Origin of the sequence: Streptomyces sp. ICBB 8177 (assembly GCF_003144095.1) — a bacterium.
Lineage (GTDB): Bacteria > Actinomycetota > Actinomycetes > Streptomycetales > Streptomycetaceae > Streptantibioticus_D.
This window is the reverse complement of sequence record NZ_NSKH01000018.1, coordinates 2,477,701-2,497,783: the sequence shown is the minus strand read 5'-3', so window position 1 is coordinate 2,497,783 and position 20,083 is coordinate 2,477,701. Positions and strand designations below refer to the sequence as shown.

General features: G+C 73.3%; 17 protein-coding genes. 1 reads left to right on the top strand and 16 read right to left on the bottom strand.

All coding sequences use genetic code 11. The features are described from left to right. Positions 1-8 precede the first annotated feature (8 nt). From CK485_RS19725 to CK485_RS19670, 12 genes are all read right to left on the bottom strand, one after another. On the bottom strand, positions 9-2,240 hold the full coding sequence (locus CK485_RS19725) for an MMPL family transporter (RefSeq protein WP_109452368.1): 2,232 nt from the start codon (positions 2,238-2,240) through the stop codon (positions 9-11). A gap of 285 nt (positions 2,241-2,525) precedes the next feature. Beyond that, a complete protein-coding gene (gene gatB, locus CK485_RS19720) occupies positions 2,526-4,037 on the bottom strand; it encodes an Asp-tRNA(Asn)/Glu-tRNA(Gln) amidotransferase subunit GatB (protein WP_109452366.1) in 1,512 nt (503 codons plus the stop codon). Positions 4,038-4,063: 26 nt separating this feature from the next. Then, a complete protein-coding gene (locus CK485_RS19715; protein WP_109452364.1) occupies positions 4,064-4,306 on the bottom strand; it encodes a hypothetical protein in 243 nt (80 codons plus the stop codon). Continuing rightward, positions 4,303-5,796, bottom strand: a complete 1,494-nt coding sequence (gene gatA / locus CK485_RS19710; RefSeq protein WP_109452362.1) for an Asp-tRNA(Asn)/Glu-tRNA(Gln) amidotransferase subunit GatA — start codon at positions 5,794-5,796, stop codon at positions 4,303-4,305. Before gatA ends, CK485_RS19715 begins: the two co-directional genes overlap by 4 nt. Before the next feature lie 5 nt (positions 5,797-5,801). Next, complete coding sequence (gene gatC / locus CK485_RS19705) at positions 5,802-6,098, bottom strand: Asp-tRNA(Asn)/Glu-tRNA(Gln) amidotransferase subunit GatC (RefSeq protein WP_109452360.1); 297 nt, start codon at positions 6,096-6,098, stop codon at positions 5,802-5,804. A gap of 599 nt (positions 6,099-6,697) precedes the next feature. Further along, positions 6,698-8,797 (bottom strand): bifunctional diguanylate cyclase/phosphodiesterase, encoded by a 2,100-nt coding sequence (locus tag CK485_RS19700; protein ID WP_109452359.1) that lies wholly within the window; start codon positions 8,795-8,797, stop codon positions 6,698-6,700. A 187-nt stretch (positions 8,798-8,984) separates the two neighbouring features. Beyond that, positions 8,985-11,147 (bottom strand): NAD-dependent DNA ligase LigA, encoded by a 2,163-nt coding sequence (gene ligA, locus CK485_RS19695; protein WP_109452357.1) that lies wholly within the window; start codon positions 11,145-11,147, stop codon positions 8,985-8,987. 71 nt (positions 11,148-11,218) lie between these two features. After that, on the bottom strand, positions 11,219-12,292 hold the full coding sequence (locus tag CK485_RS19690) for a methionine synthase (RefSeq protein ID WP_241968495.1): 1,074 nt from the start codon (positions 12,290-12,292) through the stop codon (positions 11,219-11,221). A 170-nt stretch (positions 12,293-12,462) separates the two neighbouring features. Next, entirely contained in the window at positions 12,463-13,074 is a 612-nt protein-coding gene (locus tag CK485_RS19685; protein ID WP_109452353.1) for a hypothetical protein, read from the bottom strand. 102 nt (positions 13,075-13,176) lie between these two features. Further along, positions 13,177-13,866: an SDR family oxidoreductase gene (locus CK485_RS19680; RefSeq protein WP_199239395.1), complete on the bottom strand. Its 690-nt coding sequence runs from the start codon at positions 13,864-13,866 to the stop codon at positions 13,177-13,179. Between the two features lie 105 nt (positions 13,867-13,971). Beyond that, positions 13,972-14,511: a TIGR00730 family Rossman fold protein gene (locus tag CK485_RS19675; RefSeq protein WP_109452349.1), complete on the bottom strand. Its 540-nt coding sequence runs from the start codon at positions 14,509-14,511 to the stop codon at positions 13,972-13,974. A gap of 60 nt (positions 14,512-14,571) precedes the next feature. Continuing rightward, positions 14,572-15,063, bottom strand: coding sequence for a hypothetical protein (locus tag CK485_RS19670; protein ID WP_146214559.1), 492 nt, complete (start codon positions 15,061-15,063; stop codon positions 14,572-14,574). A gap of 277 nt (positions 15,064-15,340) precedes the next feature. On the opposite strand from CK485_RS19670, the gene CK485_RS19665 reads away from it, so the two are divergent. Continuing rightward, positions 15,341-15,916 carry a hypothetical protein gene (locus CK485_RS19665; RefSeq protein WP_109452345.1) on the top strand — a complete coding sequence of 192 codons (576 nt, stop codon included), beginning with the start codon at positions 15,341-15,343 and terminating at the stop codon, positions 15,914-15,916. A gap of 3 nt (positions 15,917-15,919) precedes the next feature. On the opposite strand, the gene mnmA is transcribed toward CK485_RS19665, so the two are convergent. From mnmA to CK485_RS19645, 4 genes are all read right to left on the bottom strand, one after another. Further along, the gene (gene mnmA / locus CK485_RS19660; protein WP_109452343.1) at positions 15,920-17,074 is read right to left on the bottom strand and encodes a tRNA 2-thiouridine(34) synthase MnmA; all 1,155 of its coding nucleotides are present in this window, start codon (positions 17,072-17,074) and stop codon (positions 15,920-15,922) included. A 28-nt stretch (positions 17,075-17,102) separates the two neighbouring features. Continuing rightward, positions 17,103-18,272, bottom strand: a complete 1,170-nt coding sequence (locus CK485_RS19655) for a cysteine desulfurase family protein (protein WP_109452335.1) — start codon at positions 18,270-18,272, stop codon at positions 17,103-17,105. A 181-nt stretch (positions 18,273-18,453) separates the two neighbouring features. Beyond that, on the bottom strand, positions 18,454-19,305 hold the full coding sequence (locus CK485_RS19650) for a thioesterase family protein (RefSeq protein WP_109452334.1): 852 nt from the start codon (positions 19,303-19,305) through the stop codon (positions 18,454-18,456). Between the two features lie 67 nt (positions 19,306-19,372). Beyond that, a complete protein-coding gene (locus CK485_RS19645; RefSeq protein ID WP_241968410.1) occupies positions 19,373-20,071 on the bottom strand; it encodes a trimeric intracellular cation channel family protein in 699 nt (232 codons plus the stop codon). Between the last annotated feature and the right edge of the window lie 12 nt (positions 20,072-20,083).

Genomic DNA, 20,083 nt, shown 5'->3' with positions numbered 1-20,083 from the left:
CGGGGCGGCTAGTGCGGGTCGGGGGCCTTAGGCAGCTCGCCGACCCGGGGCGCGGGCACCTTAGGCAGCATCGTGACCGCCTCAGTGCCGGGTGGTTCGATGCTCAGGCGCGGCAGCCTGCGCTCGAGCCAGCCGGGCAGCCACCAGTTGGCGCCGCCGAGCAGGTGCATCAGGGCCGGCACCAGCAGCGTGCGCAGCACGAACGCGTCCAGCGCGACGGCGGTCGCCAGGCCGATGCCGAACATCGCGATCACCCGGTCGCCGCTGAGCACGAAGGCGAGGAAGACGGAGATCATGATGACGGCCGCGGAGTTGATGACCCGGCTGGTCTCGGCGAGGCCGACGCGCACCGCCCGGCGGTTGTCGCGGGTCTCCAGCCACTCCTCGTACATCCGGGAGACCAGGAAGACCTGGTAGTCCATGGAGAGCCCGAAGAGCACCGAGACCATGATGACCGGCAGGAACGGCTCGATCGGCCCGGCGCGGCCCAGGCCCATCAGTTCGCTGCCCCAGCCCCACTGGAAGATCGCGACGACCACGCCGAACGAGGACGCCACGGCGGCGACGTTCATCACGGCGGCCTTCAGCGGGATGCCGAGGCTGCGGAACGCGAGCAGCAGCAGGGTGCCGCCCAGGGCGATCACCACGCCGACGAACAGCGGCAGTTTGCCGAGGATGACGCCCGCGAAGTCGTCGTAGGCCGCGGTGACACCGCCGACGTGGACGCGCAGCGAGGTGCCGTGCTCGGCGAGCGGGATGACGTCGCTTCGCAGGTGGGTGATGAGGCGGCTGGTGGCCTGCGACTGCGGTGAGGTGGTCGGCACGACGGTGAGCGACTCGATGCCGCCGGCGCCGGGGGTGGGCGTCGTGACGTCGGCGACGCCGGGGGTGTGGCGCAGGGTGTCGGTCAGGTGGGCGAGGGCGACCTTGCCGGCGGCGTCGTGCGTTTCGGCGACGATCTGGAGCGGGCCGTTGACGCCGGGGCCGAAGCCCTTGGCGACCAGGTCGTAGGCGGTGCGGGTGGTCGAGCCGGCCGGGTCGTTGCCCTGGTCGGAGGTGCCCAGGTGCAACGAGAGCGTGGGCAGCGCCAGCACCAGCATCACGGCCGCCGCGACGCCCGCCAGCAGCTTGGGATGGCGTTCGACGAACGCCGACCAGCGGGCGGCGAGCCCGGTCGGCACGTCGGGCGCCGGGCCGTGCTCGGCGAGCCGGGCGCGCTCGCGGCGGCTGAGCGCCCGCGTCCCGATCACCCCGAGCAGCGCGGGCAGCAGCGTCACCGAGGCGGCGACGGTGAGCAGGACGGTGAGCGAGGAGGCGACGGCGACGCCGTTGAGGAAGCTCAGGCGCAGGATGAACATGCCCAGCACGGCGACGCAGACGGTGCCGCCCGCGAAGCACACCGCCCGGCCGGAGGTGGCGACGGCGTTCTCGGCGGCCTGCTGGACGCTGAGCCCGCGCCGCAGGCCGCGCCGGTGCCGGGTGACGATGAACAGCGCGTAGTCGATGCCGACGCCGAGGCCGATGAGGGTGCCGAGCATGGGGGCGAAGTCGGCGACCGTCATGACGTGGCTGAGCAGTTCGATGCCCATGACGGCGGTGCCGACGGCCACCACCGCCGAGGCGATCGGCAGGAACATCGCGGCGAGCGAGCCGAAGGCCAGGAAGAGCACGACGGCGGCCACCGCGACGCCGACGATCTCGGACAGCTGCCCGCCGGTCTTCTGGGTCAGGCCGATGGCGTCGCCGCCGAGTTCGACCTGGAGGTCGTGGGTGCCGGCCGCCTTGGCGGTGTCGACGACCCGCTGGACCTGGGCGGCGCTGAGGTGTTCTGAGTCGGCGTCGAAGGTGATGGTCGCGTAGGCGGTGCGGCCGTCGCGGCTGATCTGGCCGGCGGCCGGGTCGGGGGTGGCGGCGTGGCCGTAGGGGCCGGTGACCTCGGTGACGCCCGGCAGGTGGGAGACCTCGTCGAGGGCCCCGGTCATGCGCTGCTCGACGGCGGCGGCCCGCACGGTGCCGTGGCCGGTGTGCCACACGATGGTGTCGCTGGACCCCGCGCGGCCGGGGAACGCCTTGGCCATCAAGGTGGCGGCGGTGCCGGACTCGGTGCCGGGCACGTCGTAGGTGTTGGAGTACGCGGAGCCGGTGGCGACGGCCGCCGCGGTCAGGCCGCAGAAGGTGGCGACCCACAGCGCGATCACGACGAGACGGCGGCGCACACACCACCGAGCAAGTAGGGCCATACCCTGCTTTCCAGTCTTGAGCGGAGCTTTCGCCGGTGCGTCGCGCGGGTGAACGCCGCGCGACCTTCGGCGGGAAAGGCCCTCAAAGAACTTCGCGTACAGCGCACCACTCTGACAGGGCGGGGAGATCCTTTGCGCCTTTCGTGGGCTTCATCACAGATCGGCAATAGTTAGTCATGAACACGAAAAAGCGGCCCTCTCGTACGGAGAAGGCCGCTTTTCGATCTTTGTCGCGCTTATGGCGTTTTTACCCGCGCAGGTGACGGCGTGGATGGCACTTCGAGGTCAGCCCTGGACGCCCAGCTTCTCCAGGATCAGCTCACGCACCCGGGCGGCGTCCGCCTGTCCGCGTGTGGCCTTCATCACGGCGCCGACCAGCGCACCCGCCGCCGCGACCTTGCCGTCGCGGATCTTGTCGGCGATGCCCGGGTTGCCCGCGATGGCCTCGTCCACGGCCGCGCCGAGCGCGCCGGAGTCGGAGACCACGGCCAGACCCCGCTTTTCGACGACCTGGTCCGGGTCGCCCTCACCGGCGAGCACGCCCTCGATGACCTGGCGGGCCAGCTTGTCGTTGAGCTTGCCCTCGGCCACCAGCGCGCAGACCCGGGCGACCTGCGCCGGGGTGATCGGCAGCGCCGACAGCTCCACGCCGTCCTCGTTGGAACGGCGGGCCAGCTCGCCCATCCACCACTTGCGGGCCTGGTCGGCCGGGGCTCCGGCGTCCACCGTCGCCACGATCAGATCGATCGCGCCGGCGTTGAGCACCGACTGCATCTCGTGGTCGGAGATGCCCCACTCCTCGCGCAGCCGTGCCCGGCGAAGGCGCGGCAGTTCCGGCAGCGTGGCGCGCAGCTCCTCGACCCACTCGCGGGCCGGGGCGACCGGCACGAGGTCCGGCTCCGGGAAGTAGCGGTAGTCCTCCGCCTCCTCCTTGATGCGGCCGGAGGTGGTGGAGCCGGTGTCCTCGTGGAAGTGCCGGGTCTCCTGCACGATCGTGCCGCCGGTCGACAGCACCGCGGCGTGCCGCTGGATCTCGAACCTCGCCGCGCGCTCCACGCTCCGCAGCGAGTTGACGTTCTTGGTCTCCGAGCGGGTGCCGAACTTCTCGGTGCCGTGCGGGCGCAGCGACAGGTTGACGTCGCAGCGCATCTGACCCATCTCCATGCGGGCCTCGGACACGCCCAGCGCCCGGATCAGCTCGCGCAGTTCGGCCACGTACGCGCGCGCCACCTCCGGGGCCCGCTCGCCCGCGCCCTCGATCGGCTTGGTGACGATCTCGATGAGCGGGATGCCGGCCCGGTTGTAGTCCAGCAGCGAGTGCGAGGCGCCGTGGATGCGGCCGGTCGCGCCACCGATGTGGGTGGACTTGCCGGTGTCCTCCTCCATGTGGGCGCGTTCGATCTCGACCCGGAAGACCTCCCCGTCCTCCAGCGCGACGTCCAGGTAGCCGTTGAAGGCGATCGGCTCGTCGTACTGCGAGGTCTGGAAGTTCTTCGGCATGTCCGGATAGAAGTAGTTCTTCCGGGCGAAACGGCACCACTGCGCGATCTCGCAGTTGAGCGCGAGACCGATCTTGATCGCCGACTCCACGCCGACCGCGTTGACCACCGGCAGCGAGCCGGGCAGCCCCAGACAGGTCGGGCAGACTTGCGAGTTGGGCTCGGCACCCAGTTCGGTGGAGCACCCGCAGAACATCTTCGTCCTGGTGCCCAGCTCGACATGGACCTCAAGGCCCATGACGGGGTCGTACGACGCGAGCGCGTCCTCGTACGACACCAGGTCGTCAGTGACAGTCACGGAAATTTCCCTCTCAGCCCGCGTCGTCAGTCGGCGAGGACGTCGTCGCTGTTCATGTTCCGCAGTTCGCGCACCAGGACGGCCACGCCGGTGACGATGACCGCGCCGCGCACGACCGCGTCGATCACCTTGAGCGTGTCGCTCTCGCCGCGCGCGCTGCGGAACTGCTTGATGACACCCACGGCGCCGAAGAGCGTGGTGCCGATGGACAGGTAGGTGCCGGGCCGCGACTTCTTGAATCCCTTGGCCTTGTCCAGCTTTCCGGTCATAGCGTCGGTGCCTCCTCCAGCAGCGGGTGCCCCCAGCGGGCGGTGAACGCGGACTCGACCGCCGCGCCGACCCGGTAGAGCCGGTCGTCGGCCAGGGCGGGCGCGATGATCTGGAGGCCGACCGGCAGGCCGTCCTCCGGGGCCAGGCCGCACGGCAGCGACATCGCCGCGTTGCCGGCCAGGTTGGAAGGGATGGTGCACAGGTCGGCGAGGTACATCGCCATCGGGTCGTCGGCCCGCTCCCCGATCGGGAACGCGGTGGTCGGCGTGGTCGGCGAGACCAGCACGTCCACGTCGCCGAAGGCGCGCTCGAAGTCCCGCGTGATCAGGGTGCGGACCTTCTGGGCGCTGCCGTAGTACGCGTCGTAGTAGCCGGAACTGAGCGCGTACGTGCCGAGCATGATGCGGCGCTTGACCTCGGCGCCGAAGCCCGCCTCGCGGGTGAGCGCGGTGACCTCCTCGGCGCTGCGCGTGCCGTCGTCGCCGACTCGCAGGCCGTAGCGCATCGCGTCGAACCGGGCGAGGTTCGAGGAGCACTCGGAGGGCGCGATCAGGTAGTACGCGGCCAGCGCGTAGGTGAACGACGGGCAGGAGACCTCGACGATCTCGGCGCCCAGCTCGCGCAGCAGCTCCACGGACTCGTGGAACCGCGTCATCACGCCGTCCTGGTAGCCCTCGCCGCCGAACTCCTTGACGACGCCGACCCGCAGGCCGCGCACGTCGCCGTTGCGAGCCGCCTCGACGACCGCCGGAACCGGCGCGTCGATGGAGGTCGAGTCCAGCGGGTCGTGCCCGGCGATGGCCTCGTGCAGCAGCGCGGCGTCCAGCACGGTGCGCGCGCACGGGCCACCCTGGTCCAGCGACGAGGAGAACGCGACCATGCCGTAGCGGGAGACCGCGCCGTAGGTCGGCTTGACGCCGACCGTGCCGGTGACGGCGGCGGGCTGGCGGATGGAGCCGCCGGTGTCGGTGCCGATCGCCAGAGGCGCCTGGAACGACGCGAGCGCCGCGGAGGAGCCGCCGCCGGAGCCGCCGGGGATGCGGGTGAGGTCCCACGGGTTGCCGGTCGGGCCGAACGCGCTGTTCTCGGTGGAGGACCCCATGGCGAACTCGTCCATGTTGGTCTTGCCGAGGATCACCACGTCGGCTTCCTTGAGCCTGCGGGTCAAGGTGGCGTCGTACGGCGGGATCCAGCCGTCGAGGATCTTCGAGCCGACGGTGGTCGGCACGCCCTCGGTGGTGAAGATGTCCTTGAGCGCGAGCGGCACGCCGGCCAGCGGGCCGAGTTCCTCGCCCTTGGCGCGCTTGGCGTCGACCGCGCGGGCGGCGGCGAGCGCCCCCTCGGTGTCGACGTGCAGGAAAGCGTGCACCTTCTCGTCGATGGCGGCGATGCGGTCCAGGTGGGCCTGGGCGACGTCCACCGCGGAGGTCTCGCCGGAGGCGATCGCTGCCGCGGTCTGGGCCGCGGTGAGCCTGGTCAGGTCGGCCATGGCGGTCAGTCCTCCCCCAGGATCTGCGGCACCTTGAAACGCTGCTGCTCCTGCGCGGGGGCGCCGGACAGCGCCTGCTGCGGGGTCAGCGACGGCCGGACGACGTCCGGGCGCATGACGTTGGTCAGCGGCAGGGGGTGCGAGGTCGGGGGGACGTCCTCGCCCGCCACCTCGGAGACGCGGGCCACCGCGCCGATGATCTCGTCGAGCTGTCCGGCGAAGTGGTCGAGCTCTTCGTCCTTCAGCTCCAGACGCGACAGCCGGCCGAGGTGGGCGACCTCCTCGCGCGTGATGCCAGGCATGTGGCGATCCTCTGGTGAGTTATCGATGAGTTTCCGCCGCCAATCCTATGGCGGCACGGGCACCCGCCGCGAAACGGTTCCGCGAGCGTCCGGCTCGCAATGGATTACGGGGGTGGGGAGGCGGCGTGGATGACGGGGGGCGTGGGGGCGGGGGCAGGGGACGCGGGGGTCGTGGTGCGGGGGGCGTGGTGCGGGCCGTAGTGCCCAGCCGTCCCGCCCTGCGTGACGACTGCCCACTACGGAAGTGGGGACCGGCTGGGTGCGGAGCCCCGAACCGCAGCCCCGCGACGGTGGCTCACGGGGGTGCAGGGGCGCAGCCCCGCGAACGGGCGGAAGGTGCGGGCCGCACCTTCGGACCGGCGGAGGGGCCCGGGGCCCGGAGGCCCAGCCCGGCTGCGGTGGCTCACGGAAGTGCAGGGGCGCAGCCCCGCCGGGGTACAGGGGCGGAGCCTCGCGAACGGGGCGGAAGGTGCGGGCCGTACCTGCGGAGGGGCGCGGAGGCGCAGCGCGGCTGCGGAGTTTCGGGGTGCAGGGGCGGAGCCCCACGGACACGGTGGGGACGGCGGACAGGTGGGCGGGTGGGTGGGGGGAACGAGAGCTCAACCCCGCGCAGCGTCCACCCCCAGCACCCGCACCCCCTCCCCCCGGTGCCAGCCGGACTTGGCCCGCACCCGCAGCCACGCCGTCGTCTCCTCCGCCGGCATCGCCGCCGCCACCAGCCAGCCCTGGATCGCGTCGCAGCCCAGGTCCCGCAGTCGTTCCCACGTCTCGTCGTCCTCGACGCCCTCCGCGACGACCAGCAGCCCCAGCGAGTGCGCGAGGTCGACCGTGCAGCGCACGATCTCCGCGTCCTCGGTGTCCACCACCAGCCGGGCCACGAAGGACCGGTCGATCTTCAGCTCGCTGACCGGCAGCCGCCGCAGGTGCACCAGCGACGAGTAGCCGGTCCCGAAGTCGTCCAGCGACATCTTCACCCCGTGCCCGGTCAGCCCGGCGAGGGTGTCCGCGGCCCGCTGCGGCTCCTCCAGCAGCACGTGTTCCGTTATCTCCAGCTGGAGCGCCCCCGGCGGGACCCCGTGCCGCGCGAGCCGGGCGGCGACCGATCCGGCGAAGCCGGGGGTGTGCACGTCGCGCGGTGAGACGTTCACCGCGACCGGCACCTCGATGCCCATCCCCCGCCACTGCGCGACCTGCGCCAGCGCGGTCTCCAGCACGTAGTCCGTCAGCTGCGGCATGAGCCCGGAGGACTCGGCGATCGCGATGAACTCCTCGGGGCTGACCCGCCCGCGTTCCGGGTGCTCCCAGCGCAGCAGCGCCTCAAGGCCGGCGACCTTGCCGTCGAAGCGCACCTTGGGCTGGTAGTGGAGTTCGACGTCGCCGTGGTCGATGGCGCGCCGCAGGTCGCCGAGGAGCCCGAGGCGGTCGGGCGTGTTGCCGTCGCGGGTGGCCTCGTAGACCTCGACGCCGCTGCGGTCCTGCTTGGCCTCGTACATCGCCACGTCCGCCCGCCGCAGCAGTCCCTCCGCGTCGCCGGCGTGGTCGGGGAAGACGGCGACCCCGGCGCTGGCCTCCAGCACGAGGGTGAGCCCGTCGAGGTTGAGCGGGGAGCCGAGCGCGGCGACCAGGCTGCGCGCGACGCGCTGCGCCCGGGTCGGGGAGTCGCAGGTGGGCAGCAGGACGGCGAACTCGTCGCCGCCGAGCCGGGCGGCCTCCGCGCCGCGCGGCAGGGCGAGCCGCAGCCGGTCCGCTATCTGCAACAGCAGGCGGTCGCCCGCGAGATGGCCGAGCGTGTCGTTGACCGAACGGAACCGGTCGAGGTCGATCAGGACCAGCGCGGCCCGCACCCCGCCCCGGTCGGCGTGGTCCAGCGCGGTCCAGGTGCGCTCCAGCAGCCACTGGCGGTTGGGCAGGCCGGTCAGCGGGTCGCGCAGCTGTTCCTCGGCGCGGGCGCGGGCGATCCACAGCGTGGAGTCCAGCGCGATCAGCGGCACCGCGAACAGCGGCAGCAGCATCGGCATCTGCGCGGCCACGGCGACGATGAGCGGCGCGATGCCCAGCAGGGCCACCCCGACCAGGCCCTGCCGCACCAGCGCGGTCCTGGCCACGGTCGGCAGCCCGCCGCCGGACGGTGCGACGGTGAACCACAGCAGGGTGCGGGTGGCGGCCAGGTAGCACAGCGAGGCCAGCACCACCGTCGGGATGGCGGAGTACGTCCAGGTGGCGGGCAGCCAGGGCCGTTCCACGGAGGGCACGGTGCCGAACAGCCGCAGCACCAGTGCCGCCGCGCCGATGCCGAGGATGTCGACGGCGCCGTGCAGCAGCGCCTGCCGCCAGCGGTGCCGGCGGGCGGCGCCGACCAGCACGACCACGGCGAGGCTGATCAGCACCGAGGGCATCCAGCCGTACAGCAGCAGGACGGCGAGCGTGAGGGCGGCGCCGGAGCCGGTGCCACCCCACCAGCGGTCGCGGCCGAGCGCGACGAGGTGGCCGACGATGACGCCGGTCAGCACGGCGAAGGCCCAGCCCGCGGCGTGGCCGGGGAAGAGCGCGTGGCCGTCGGCCACCACGCGGGCGACGCCCACCATCAGCGCCAGCGCCGCGGCGGCGACCACCGCGGCCCGCAACACCACCGGGGGCACCGGCGGCGCGGCGGACCGCCGCCGGCTCGGCGCCGGTCCGGCCTTGTCCGTCGGTTTCATGCCCGTCCCTCTCACAGCCGGGGTCGCGCTCAGGTCGGCCACGCCCGGCGTGAGACTGATGCCCGGCAGGGGCGCCTCTCAACAGTAGGCCGGGAAAGCCGGTCCCGGGCAGCGATCCCCCGGGGTTGCCCGAATGGAACCCTGCATCCCTCATCCGTCTGGTATGCGCCGATCGGGTGAGCCGCCCTCACCCCTCGGCCGGATTGACCGTCACCTCCAGGGCCGCGTCCGCACCCGTCTCCAGCAGCACGCCGAAGCCCTCCTCGTCGAGGATCGGTACCTTCAGCTGCACCGCCTTGTCGTACTTCGAACCGGGGTTGTCGCCCACCACGACGAATCCGGTCTTCTTCGAAACCGACCCCGTCACCTTCGCTCCCCGGCTGACGAGCGCCTCTTTCGCGCCATCTCGGGTATACGACGACAGCGTTCCGGTTACCACCACGGTGAGCCCTTCGAGTGGTCTCGGACCTTCGTCCGAACCCTCCTCGGTGAACCGCACGCCGGCCGCCCGCCACTTGTCGATGATGCCCCGGTGCCAGTCCTCGGCGAACCACTGCTTCACGGAGGCGGCGATGGTCGGGCCGACGCCCTCGACCGCGGCGAGTTCCTCCTCGCCGGCCGCCGCGATCCGGTCGAGGTCGCGGAACTCGCGGGCCAGCGCCTCGGCGGCGACCGGGCCGACGTGGCGGATCGACAGGCCGGTGATGATCCGCGCCAGTGGCCGGTTCTTCGCCTCGGCGATGTGTTCCAGCATCGCGAGGGTGTTCTTCTTCGGCTCGCCCTTCTGGTTGGCGAAGAAGGTGACGATCTTCTCCTCGCCGGTCCTGGGGTCGCGCTTGGGCAGGCCGCTGTCCGGATCCAGCACGTAGGAGCGGATGGGCAGCAGTTCCTCGACGGTCAGGTCGAACAGGTCGCCCTCGTCGCGCAGCGGCGGCTCGGCGGGCTCCAGCGGCTGGGTGAGCGCGGTGGCGGCGACGTAGCCGAGGTTCTCGATGTCCAGGCAGCGGCGCCCGGCGAGGTAGTAGATCCGCTCGCGCAACTGGGCGGGACAGTAACGGGCGTTGGGGCAGCGCAGGTCGACGTCGCCCTCCTTCATCGGCTGCAGCGCCGTGCCGCAGTCGGGGCACTCGGCGGGCATGACGAACTCCCGCTCGCCGCCGTCGCGCAGGTCGGCGACCGGCCCGAGGATCTCCGGGATGACGTCGCCCGCCTTGCGCAGCACCACGGTGTCGCCGATGAGCACGCCCTTGGCCTTGACGACGTCCTGGTTGTGCAGGGTGGCGAACTCGACCTCGGAGCCGGCGACGGTGACCGGTTCCACCACCGCGTACGGGGTGACGCGGCCGGTGCGGCCGACGCCGACACGGATGTCGATCAGCTTGGTGTTGACCTCCTCCGGCGGGTACTTCCAGGCGATCGCCCAGCGCGGCGCCCGGGAGGTGGAGCCCAGCCGGCCCTGGAGCGGGACCTCGTCGACCTTGACCACGACGCCGTCGATCTCGTGCTCGACGGAGTGCCGGTTCTCCCCGTAGTACGCGATGAACTCGCGCACGCCCGCGATCGAGTCGACCACCTTCGCGTGCGTGGTGGTCGGCAGGCCCCACTCGCGCAGCAGCTCGTAGGCGTGCGACTGGCGGTCGATGTCGAAGCCCTCGCGGGCGCCGGTGCCGTGCACCACCATGTGCAGGGGTCTGGAGGCGGTGACCCGGGGGTCCTTCTGGCGCAGTGAACCGGCCGCCGCGTTGCGGGGGTTGGCGAACGGCTTGTCGCCCGCGGCGACCAGCCGTTCGTTGAGCGCCTCGAACTCCTCCATCGGGAAGTAGACCTCGCCACGCACCTCGACCAGGGCGGGGATCCGGTCGCCCGCGAGGCGGTCGGGGATGTCGGCGATGGTGCGCACGTTGGGTGTGATGTCCTCGCCGGTGCGGCCGTCGCCGCGGGTGGCGGCGCGCGTCAGCCTGCCGTGCTCGTACGTGAGGTTGACCGCGAGGCCGTCCACCTTCAGCTCGCACAGGAAGTGGTACTCCAGGCCGTCGAGGTCGGCGGCGATCCGGTCGGCCCAGGCGTCCAGCTCCTCGTCGTCGAACGCGTTGTCCAGCGACAGCATGCGCTCGCGGTGCTGGACGGAGGTGAACTCGGTCTCGTACGCGCCCGCCACCTTCTGGGTGGGCGAGTCGGGGGTGCGCAGCGCCGGGTGCTCCTCCTCCAGGGCCTCCAACTCGCGCAGCAGGCGGTCGAATTCGGCGTCGCTGACGACCGGGGCGTCGTTGACGTAGTACCGGAAGCGGTGCTCCTCGATCTGCTCGGCCAGTTCGGCGTGCCGCTCTCGGGCCTGGGCCGGGATCTCCATGCCGGGTCCTCCGCTCTCTTCTACCGCCCGCGGCCGCGCAAGCCGTGGTCACTCAGGGTCATGGTCGTCGGCTACTCGGGGTCGTCGACGAGGGTCCTGGCCGCCTTGGCGCAGTGGGTCAGCGCCGCGCGGGCGTACCCCGGGGAGGCACCCGCGAGACCGCACGCCGGAGTGACCACCACGGACTCCGCGAGAGTCCCCGGCGACAGCCCCAGCCCGCGCCACAACGACCGGACACCACTGACGCTACCGGCAGGGTCTGACAACGGCGTCGAACCGGTGCCCGATCCGGAGCCCGTGCCGGACGCCGCCGCGCCGGACGCCCCGCCGCCCGCCGCCGAAGCGCCCGAGGAGCCCGAGGAGCCCGAGGCGCCCGTCCCGGTGTCCGTTCCCGGCACCACTCCGGCCAGCAGAACCGTTCCGGCCTCGACCGCCTCCCCGATCGTGTCCCACTCACTCTCCGTGAGCAGGGAGAAGTCGAACGACACGCCGGACACCCCGGCGCGCCGCAGCAGGCCGAAGGGCACGGAGGGGGCGCACGAGTGCGCGATCACCGCCGCGCCCGCCGCGCGCGCCGTCTCGACGATCTCGCGTAGCGCGCCCTCCACCACGGCCCGGTCGACCGCCCGGTGGGTGCGGTAGCCGCTGGCGGAGCGGATCCGGCCGAGCAGGACGGCGGTCAGGGACGGCTCGTCGAGCTGGAGCACCGGCCGCGCGCCGGGGACGCGCCGGGCGAGGTCGGCCAGATGCAGCCGCAGGCCCTCGGTGAGCGAGGCGGTCAGGTCGCGGCAGGCGCCCGGATCGGACAGCGCGGCCTCCCCGCCCCGCAGCTCGACCGAGGCGGCGAGCGTCCAGGGCCCGACGACCTGCACCTTCAGCGGGCCCTCATAGCCCTGCGTGAACTCCTCCAACGTGTCGAGGTCCTGGGCGAGGAAGGCCCGGGCCCGCCGGGTGTCGCGCCCCGGGCGGTCGCCGAACCGCCAGCCGCTGGGCTCGACCCGCGCGTACAGCTCGACCAGCATGCCGAGGGTGCGCCCGATCATGTCCGCGCCGGGGCCGCGGGCGGGCAGCTCCGGCAGGAACGGCAGCGTGGGAACGGCCTCCACCGCGACGCGGACCGCCTCGCGCACGTCGTCGCCGGGCATCGAGCCCACGCCGGTGGCCGATCCCGGGGCCGGCCGCGGGAGCGTGTCGGCCGGGCCGGCGGGGGCACTGGTGTCGAAGGTGCTCTCGTCGTTCACGCGGGAAGCGTAGTCGCCGGTCAGGCGGTGTCCGGAATGCTCCGGTCCCGGCGCCGGGCCACCGGGGGCCGTACTCAGTGGTGGACGACCCTGGCCCGGGCGGCCATCGACTGGGAGCGCACGTGCTGCGGGTACCAGTTGGTGAACTTGACGGCCAGCACCAGCAGGGCGATCGGGATGACCCAGTTGAGCCAGTCGCTGTCGACGGTGTCGTGGATCGCGACCAGCCCGAGCACCGCGGTGACCGCGAAGACCAGGCCCCACATCAGGGTCAGCACGCGGTTGACGTGTGTGAATCCGGGGGTGCCCCAGATCTCGCGCGGCGTGGACTCGCGCGCGTACTGCTCGGTGAACGGCACGAAGGCCAGCGAGCCCAGCGCGACGACGGCGACCACGGCGTTGGAGATGACCTGCGCGTACGTCTCCAGCCAGACCAGGTCGTGGTGGCTGAGGGCCAGCGCCAGCACGGACACCACGGCGAAGAACGCGAGCGCGGCCGCGTTCAGCACCTTCACGCTGCCCTGGCGCAGGTCCGGCAGGTTGAGCACCACGGAGGCGATCAGTGCGGCGAAGGCGGCGAACTTCCAGGTACTCGGACCCGCCACCACCTCGAAGATGATCCAGGGGGCGAAGGACCAGAAGACGCCACCGGCGCCCAGTGCGCCTCGGGGGCTGGGACTGGTCATCGGGTCACCTCCGGCACGGTACGGCCGTGTGGACTCTCCCTCTCCCTCCATGCTGCGACCGGCGCGCGCGGGGCGCACCCTCGGGCGCGCCGGTCGTCCGGCTCAGCGGCCCGGCCGCACCGTGACGTCGTTGATCTCGGCGTCCCTGGGCAGGTCGAGGGAGAGCAGCACGGTCGAGGCCACCGACTCCGGGTCGATCCAGTCGGCCGGGTCGTACCGCCTGCCCTCGTACTGGTGGAGCTTCTCCTGCATCGGGGTCGCGGTGCGGCCCGGGTAGACGGAGGTGACGCGCACCCCGTTGCCGTGCTCCTCCTGCCGCAGGGAGTCCGCGAGCGCCTTGAGGCCGTGCTTGCTGGCGGCGTACGCGCTCCAGCCCGCGTTGGCGGACAGGCCCGCGCCGGAGTTGACGAAGACCACGTGGCCGCTGCACAGGCGCAGTTGGGGCAGGACGAGGCGGGTCAGCTCGGCGGGAGCCATGAGGTTGACGGCGAGCGTGCGCTCCCAGACCTTGGGGGTCAGCTCGCCGACCTCGCCGAGGTCGGCGACGCCCGCGACGTGCAGCAGCGAGTCGAGCCGCTCGGGCAGCGCCTGGTGGCCGAACGCCCACGACAGCCGCTCCGGCTGGGCGAGGTCGCCGACGAGGGTGTGCGCGCCGGGGAAGGCGTCGGCGAGTTCCTTGGCGCGTCCGGCGTCGCGGGCCAGCAGCCACAGGTCGTCGCCGCGCTCCAGCAGCCGCCGGGCGAGCGCCGCGCCGATGCCGGATCCGGCTCCGGTGATCAGATGAGAGGACATACCGGCCATGCTCGCATCAGCACCCCCGCGCCCCCGGCACCGCCTCCGGCGCGCGTCAGCGCACCCGTGGCGCGGTCAGCCCCCCCGTACCCGCCCAAGCGCGCGTCAGCGGATGCCTGCCGTCTCCTCCAGGTACGCGAGCGCGCCCGCGCCGTCCTCCGCGAAGAAGACCAGTTCGGTCAGCGGCAGCGGCAGGAAGCCCTCCGCGTCCATGCGCAGGAACTGCTCGCGCAGGCCGTCGTAGAAGCCCGCGGTGTTGAGCAGGACGACCGGCTTGGTGTGCAGGCCGTGCTTCTTCAGCTCCAGGATCTCGGTGGCCTCGTCCAGCGTGCCGGTGCCGCCCACCATGATGACGACGGCGTCGGACCGGGCCAGCAACTGCGCCTTGCGCTCCGCGAGGTCGGCGGCGACGATCATCTCGTCGGCCCCCGCGCGGGCCTTGCCCCGCAGGAACTCCACCGAGACCCCGACGAGCCGCCCGCCGGCCGCCTGAACGCCGTCGGCGACGACCTTCATCAGGCCGACGTCCGACCCGCCCCACACGAGCGTGTGGCCGCCCTTGCCGATCAGCTCGGCGAACTCGCGGGCCGGCGCGGTGTAGCGCTCGTCGAGGTCGGCGGCGGAGAGGAAGACGCAGATGTTCACCCGCCCACGATAACGACGACGGGCCCGCCCCGGACCCCGAGGCCCCTGAGCGGGCCCCGGTCAGCCGAGCGCCACCACCGCGAAGCGCACGCCCTTCGTCGCGGTGAAGGTGAAGTCCACCGGGCGGCCCTGCGTGGACTCGGTGACCTGGTCGACCGAGACCCGGTCGCGTACGCACCGGGCGTGCCAGGTGCCGACGCCGGTCGCGGTGGCGGTCAGGGTGCCGTCGCCGACGCAGGCGGTGCGGATCGTGTAGCCGCCGTAGAAGAAGCGGACGCCCGCGACCGACCAGTGGCTCTCGCCGGGCTGCGAGGCGTGGTCGAACACCGGCATGTGCGCCGTCTGGCGTGCGGCGGCCAGCAGGTCCGCCTGCACCGACGACAGCGGCGAGGCGTGCTCGGGCCGGGGCGGCGGGTGGTCCGGCGGCGCCGGGCTCTGCCCGAGGGCTCCGAAGCCGCAGCCCGCCAGACACGGCAGGGCGGCCAGCGCGACCGCCACCAGCCCGGCCGCGCCGAGCCCTCCGGCCAGGGCCCGCGCGTCGGGCCCGGTCAACCGGGCGCGCGTCACCCTCGGGTGATCGCGGTCGTGGTCGCGGCGGCCACGGCCGGCGTGGTGCCCGGGCTCCCGGCCCGGTCGGCGTACGCGGCGTAGCGGACGCACGTCGGCGGCCTCCCTTCGTACGACCCGCCCGCTGTGCGGCGGGGGCTGACGCCGCGTCGGACGCGCGGCGGTGATGCGGCGACGGCCCGCGCATCACCGGCAGTATGGGCTACGCTCCACAGGAACTCCACAGCTTGTCCCGGATCGCCCGCCGTGAGGACCCGCGCCCGTGGCTCTGCCCCGTACCGCCGTCGCACTGGCCGCGGCGGCCGTCGCCGTGTTCCCGCCCGGCGCCGCGCCCGCACCCCAGCCGGGGACGTTCGTGATCCTCGGCGGCGCGGTCCACCACGGGAACGTCACGCGCTGCGGCGCGAGCCCCTGGGATGGGGTGCGTCCGCGACCGGCGCGGCACGCGGGCGCGCCGTGCGCGCGGGTGGGGCCGTCGCCGCAGGACCTGTGGCCGCTGCTCGCGCCGGTGGCCCCCACGCGGCCCGGCGGTCGCGTGGGGGTGGCGCTGGGCGCGAACGCGGCGGGGGTGGTCGGCGACGAGATCACCTCGCCCGCCTTCGCCGGCCGGATCGTCCTGCGCGAGGCGGGGCCGCGCGCCCGGTGGCGGGCACGGCACCCGGCGCCGGAGCGACTGGCCCACGCCTACGCCGCTGAGGTCACCGTGCGCTGCGGCACGCCGCCGGGGATGTACCCGGTGTACTTCTCCGGGGGCGCGCCGACGGCCCCGTACCGCTTCGAGACACAGCTGACGGTGCGGGCTGATAGCACTAACGTGCCCTCGTTCTGCGGGAGTTGACGGTCAGACGCGGGCCGCGGCCGGGCGCTCGCGCCGCTGGGTCGTGTTGATCGTCGCCGAGCCGACCACCCGGGTGCCGTCGTAGAGGACGACCGCCTGGCCCGGCGCGACCCCGCGCACCGGCTGCGCGAAGCGCACCCGCAGCTCGCCGTCGACGACCTCGGCGCGTACGGGCACGTCCTCGCCGTGCGCGCGCAGCTGAGCGGTGTACGCCGCCTCCCCGCTCGGCGGCACGTCGCCGCACCAGCGCGGGCGGATCGCGGTCAGCCCGGTGACGTCCAGGGCCTCGGCCGGGCCGACGGTGACCGTGTTGTCGACCGGCGAGATGTCCAGCACGTAGCGCGGCTTGCCGTCGGGGGCGGGGGTGCCGATGCGCAGGCCCTTGCGCTGGCCGATGGTGAAGCCGTACGCGCCCTCGTGGCTGCCGAGGCGGGTGCCGTCCTCGTCCACGACGGCGCCCTCGGCGGTGCCGAGCCGCTTGGCCAGGAAGCCCTGGGTGTCGCCGTCGGCGATGAAGCAGATGTCGTGGCTGTCGGGCTTGCGGGCGACGGCCAGGCCCCGGCGCTCGGCCTCGGCGCGGATCTCGTCCTTGGTGGTGAGGGTGTCGCCGAGCGGGAACATCGCGTGCGCGAGCTGGCGGTCGTCGAGCACGCCGAGCACGTAGCTCTGGTCCTTGGCCGCGTCGCTCGCCCGGTGCAGCTCGCGGCGGCCGTCGTGGGTGACGATCGTCGCGTAGTGGCCGGTGCACACCGCGTCGAAGCCCAGCGCCAGCGCCTTGTCCAGCAGCGCGGCGAACTTGATCTTCTCGTTGCAGCGCAGGCACGGGTTGGGCGTGCGGCCGGCCGCGTACTCGCTGACGAAGTCCTCGACGACGTCCTCGCGGAACCGTTCCGCCAGGTCCCACACGTAGAACGGGATGCCGATCACGTCGGCGGCGCGGCGGGCGTCGCGGGAGTCCTCGATCGTGCAGCAGCCGCGGGCTCCGGTACGGAACGACTGCGGATTGGCGGACAGCGCGAGGTGGACGCCGGTCACGTCGTGGCCCGCCTCGGCCGCGCGGGCGGCGGCGACGGCGGAGTCCACGCCGCCGGACATGGCGGCCAGCACGCGCAGCCGGGAGCCGTCACGGGGGCCTGTGGGTGCACCAGGGAAAGTCATAGCCCCTCCAGGGTACGGGGCCGTCCGCCTAGACCAGTCCGGCGCTGCGGGCCCGTTCCACGACCGGGCCGATCGCCTTGGCGACCTCGGCGACGTCGCCCGCGGTCGAGGTGTGGCCGAGGGAGAAGCGCAGCGAGCCGCGGGCCCGCTCGGAGTCGGCGCCCATCGCCAGCAGCACGTGGCTGGGCTGGGCGACGCCCGCGGTGCAGGCCGAGCCGGTGGAGCACTCGATGCCCTGCGCGTCGAGCAGCAGCAGCAGGGAGTCGCCCTCGCAGCCGGGGAACGAGAAGTGGGCGTTGGCGGCGAGCCGCCCGGCCGGATCGGGGTCGCCGTTGAGCACCGCGTCGGGGACCGCCTCGCGCACCGCGTCCACCAGCTGGTCGCGCAGCGCCCCCACCTCGCGTACGAAGTCCGCCCTGCGCCGCGCGGCCAGCGTCCCGGCGGTGGCGAAGGCGGCGATCGCGGGCACGTCCAGCGTCCCGGAGCGCACGTCACGCTCCTGCCCCCCGCCGTGCAGCAGCGGCACCGGCGCGCACTCGCGGCGCAGCAGCAACGCGCCGATCCCGTACGGGCCGCCGACCTTGTGCGCGCTCACCGTCATCGCGTCCAGCCCGCTGGCCGCGAAGTCCACCTCGGCCTGGCCGAACGCCTGCACCGCGTCGGAGTGCAGCGGTACGCCGAACTCCCTTGCGACGTCGGCGAGTTCGGCGACCGGCATGATCGTGCCGACCTCGTTGTTGGCCCACATCACGGTGGCGAGCGCGATGTCGTGCGGCGCGCGCTCGACCGCCTCGCGGAACGCCTCCGGCCGCACCCGTCCGCAACCGTCGACCGGCAGCCACTCGACGCGGGCGCCCTCGTGGTCGGCGAGCCAGTGCACGGCGTCGAGCACGGCGTGGTGCTCGACGGGGCTGGCCAGGACCCGGGTGCGGGCCGGGTCGGCGTCGCGCCTGGCCCAGTACAGGCCCTTGACGGCGAGGTTGTCGGCCTCGGTGCCGCCGCTGGTGAAGACCACTTCGCTGGGGCGCGCACCGAGGGCGGCGGCCAGCGCTTCACGCGACTCCTCGACGGTCCGGCGGGCCCGCCGCCCGGACGCGTGCAACGAGGAGGCGTTCCCGGTGAGGCTGAGCTGCGCGCTCATCGCCTGAACCGCCTCCGGGAGCATCGGAGTGGTGGCGGCGTGGTCGAGGTAGGCCATGGTGGGGTGATTCTACGGGGCGGGGGGTGGTTGTGGTTGCGGCGCGTTTCCCCACCCACCCACCCACCCAAGCCACGACCCGCTGCCCGGCCCCCCGCCGGGCCTCCGCCCCGCGGGGGCCCACCAGGCGAGGGTCAGGGTGGGTGGGCGGGGAAGCGCGCCGCAACCCCCACCCCCGCCGTCACCCCAAAAGCACGCGCGCCAACTGCCGTGACTGCGCCACCAGCCGGTCCTCCGCGTCCCAGACCTCCGCGTCCTCCTCCAGGAAGCCCCCGGCGAGGTTCCGCGTCACGATGCCGACCCGCAGCGGGCCGGGGGCGGGCCTGCGGCGGATGTGGGTGGTCAGCTCGACCGTCGGGACCCACCCCTGCAACCCCATCTCGAACGCCGTGGGCGGCAGCGCGTCCACCGTCAGCAGCAGCGACAGCGGATCCGCGTCACGTCCGTCCGCCAGGCCGAACCACGCCCGCATCTCGCCCCGCCCGCTCGGCTTGCCCAGCGCCCATCCCGCGGTCGCCGGGTCGAGCCGCAGGTCGAGGCGTCGGGCGATCTCCGTGCTGCCGGAGATGACCGGCAGGCCGCCGGGCGCGTCCTCGCCCCCGGGGCAGTGCTCGTAGGGCGGGATGGCGAACGGCTTCGCCGTCGTGCGCACGTCGTCGGGCAACGCGGCCAGATCACCGTACGAGGCGGTGACGCGCAGCCGCTCCACCTCGCGGCCCTCGGCGTCTGTCTGGAGCAGCCGTGCGGCGCCGGTCGACATCGTGCGGCCGGTGCGGATCACCTCGGTGCGTACGACGGCCGGGCCGGGTTCGGAGGGCGTGAGGTAGTGCGCGGTGACGGTGAACGGGTCGGGGTGCGGCAGTACGGCGCCGAGCGCGCGGGCGGTGAGCGCGAGGAGGTAGCCGCCGTTGACGGCGCGCAGGATCGTCCAGCCCTCCGACAGCCGCGCGTCGAACACGCCGGGTTCACCGGCCCTGGCCGTGACCGCGGTGTCGCGGTCGAACTCGCTGTCCCCGATGGTTCCCTGTGCCATGCGGTGCACCGTACACCCAAAAGTTACCGGCCGGTAGCCCCGATATCCCCCGCCCTGGCGGCTCCGTTCACGGCTCGTCCGCCGCCTCCGTCCGCGTACTCCTGCGGTGCCAGGCGCGCGGCGCCCGCCAGCCGAACCGCATCGCCAGCAACCGCAGCACGAACGCCGTCGCCGCCGCCGCGCCGCTGCCGAACGCGGTGAGCGCGTGGAAGCGGATCAGCAGCGCCACGATGGTGGCCCCGACCAGCGCTGGGACCGCGTACAGGTCGCGGTCCCAGCGCAGCAGCGACGGCACCTCCTGGGCCAGCACGTCGCGGATGACGCCGCCGCCGACCGCCGTCAGCAGTCCCAGCGCGGCGGAGGAGGTGAGTCCGAGGCCGTAGGCGTGCGCCTTCGTCGTGCCGGTCACGCAGAACAGCCCGAGGCCCGCCGCGTCCGCGACCATCACGGCGCGGTTGATGCGTTCGACCTGCGGATGGAGGAAGAAGACCAGCACCGTCGCGCCGAGCGGGGTCAGGAAGTAGCCGAGGTCGGTGAAGGCGGCGGGCGGCACCGCGCCGATGATCAGGTCCCGCAGCACGCCACCGCCCAGCGCCGTGGCCTCGGCGAGCACGGCCATCCCGAAGACGTCGAGGTTCTTGCGCACGGCGAGCAGCGCGCCGGAGATCGCGAAGACGAAGATGCCGGCCACGTCCAGGGAGTGTTGGACGGACGGCGTGAACAGGCCGACGGCGGGAACGGGCGGGACAGGCAGGTGCGGGGTCACGCGGACAGTTCT

Coding starts and splice junctions, on each gene's coding strand:
- CK485_RS19700 (WP_109452359.1), bottom strand. CDS start 8,797: ATGAAACCGACGGACAAGGCCGGACCGGCGCCGAGCCGGCGGCGGTCC.
- CK485_RS19715 (WP_109452364.1), bottom strand. CDS start 4,306: ATGACCGGAAAGCTGGACAAGGCCAAGGGATTCAAGAAGTCGCGGCCC.
- ligA (WP_109452357.1), bottom strand. CDS start 11,147: ATGGAGATCCCGGCCCAGGCCCGAGAGCGGCACGCCGAACTGGCCGAG.
- CK485_RS19690 (WP_241968495.1), bottom strand. CDS start 12,292: ATGCCCGGCGACGACGTGCGCGAGGCGGTCCGCGTCGCGGTGGAGGCC.
- CK485_RS19655 (WP_109452335.1), bottom strand. CDS start 18,272: ATGGCCTACCTCGACCACGCCGCCACCACTCCGATGCTCCCGGAGGCG.
- gatC (WP_109452360.1), bottom strand. CDS start 6,098: ATGCCTGGCATCACGCGCGAGGAGGTCGCCCACCTCGGCCGGCTGTCG.
- CK485_RS19680 (WP_199239395.1), bottom strand. CDS start 13,866: ATGTCCTCTCATCTGATCACCGGAGCCGGATCCGGCATCGGCGCGGCG.
- CK485_RS19725 (WP_109452368.1), bottom strand. CDS start 2,240: ATGGCCCTACTTGCTCGGTGGTGTGTGCGCCGCCGTCTCGTCGTGATC.
- gatA (WP_109452362.1), bottom strand. CDS start 5,796: ATGGCCGACCTGACCAGGCTCACCGCGGCCCAGACCGCGGCAGCGATC.
- CK485_RS19685 (WP_109452353.1), bottom strand. CDS start 13,074: ATGACCAGTCCCAGCCCCCGAGGCGCACTGGGCGCCGGTGGCGTCTTC.
- mnmA (WP_109452343.1), bottom strand. CDS start 17,074: ATGACTTTCCCTGGTGCACCCACAGGCCCCCGTGACGGCTCCCGGCTG.
- CK485_RS19650 (WP_109452334.1), bottom strand. CDS start 19,305: ATGGCACAGGGAACCATCGGGGACAGCGAGTTCGACCGCGACACCGCG.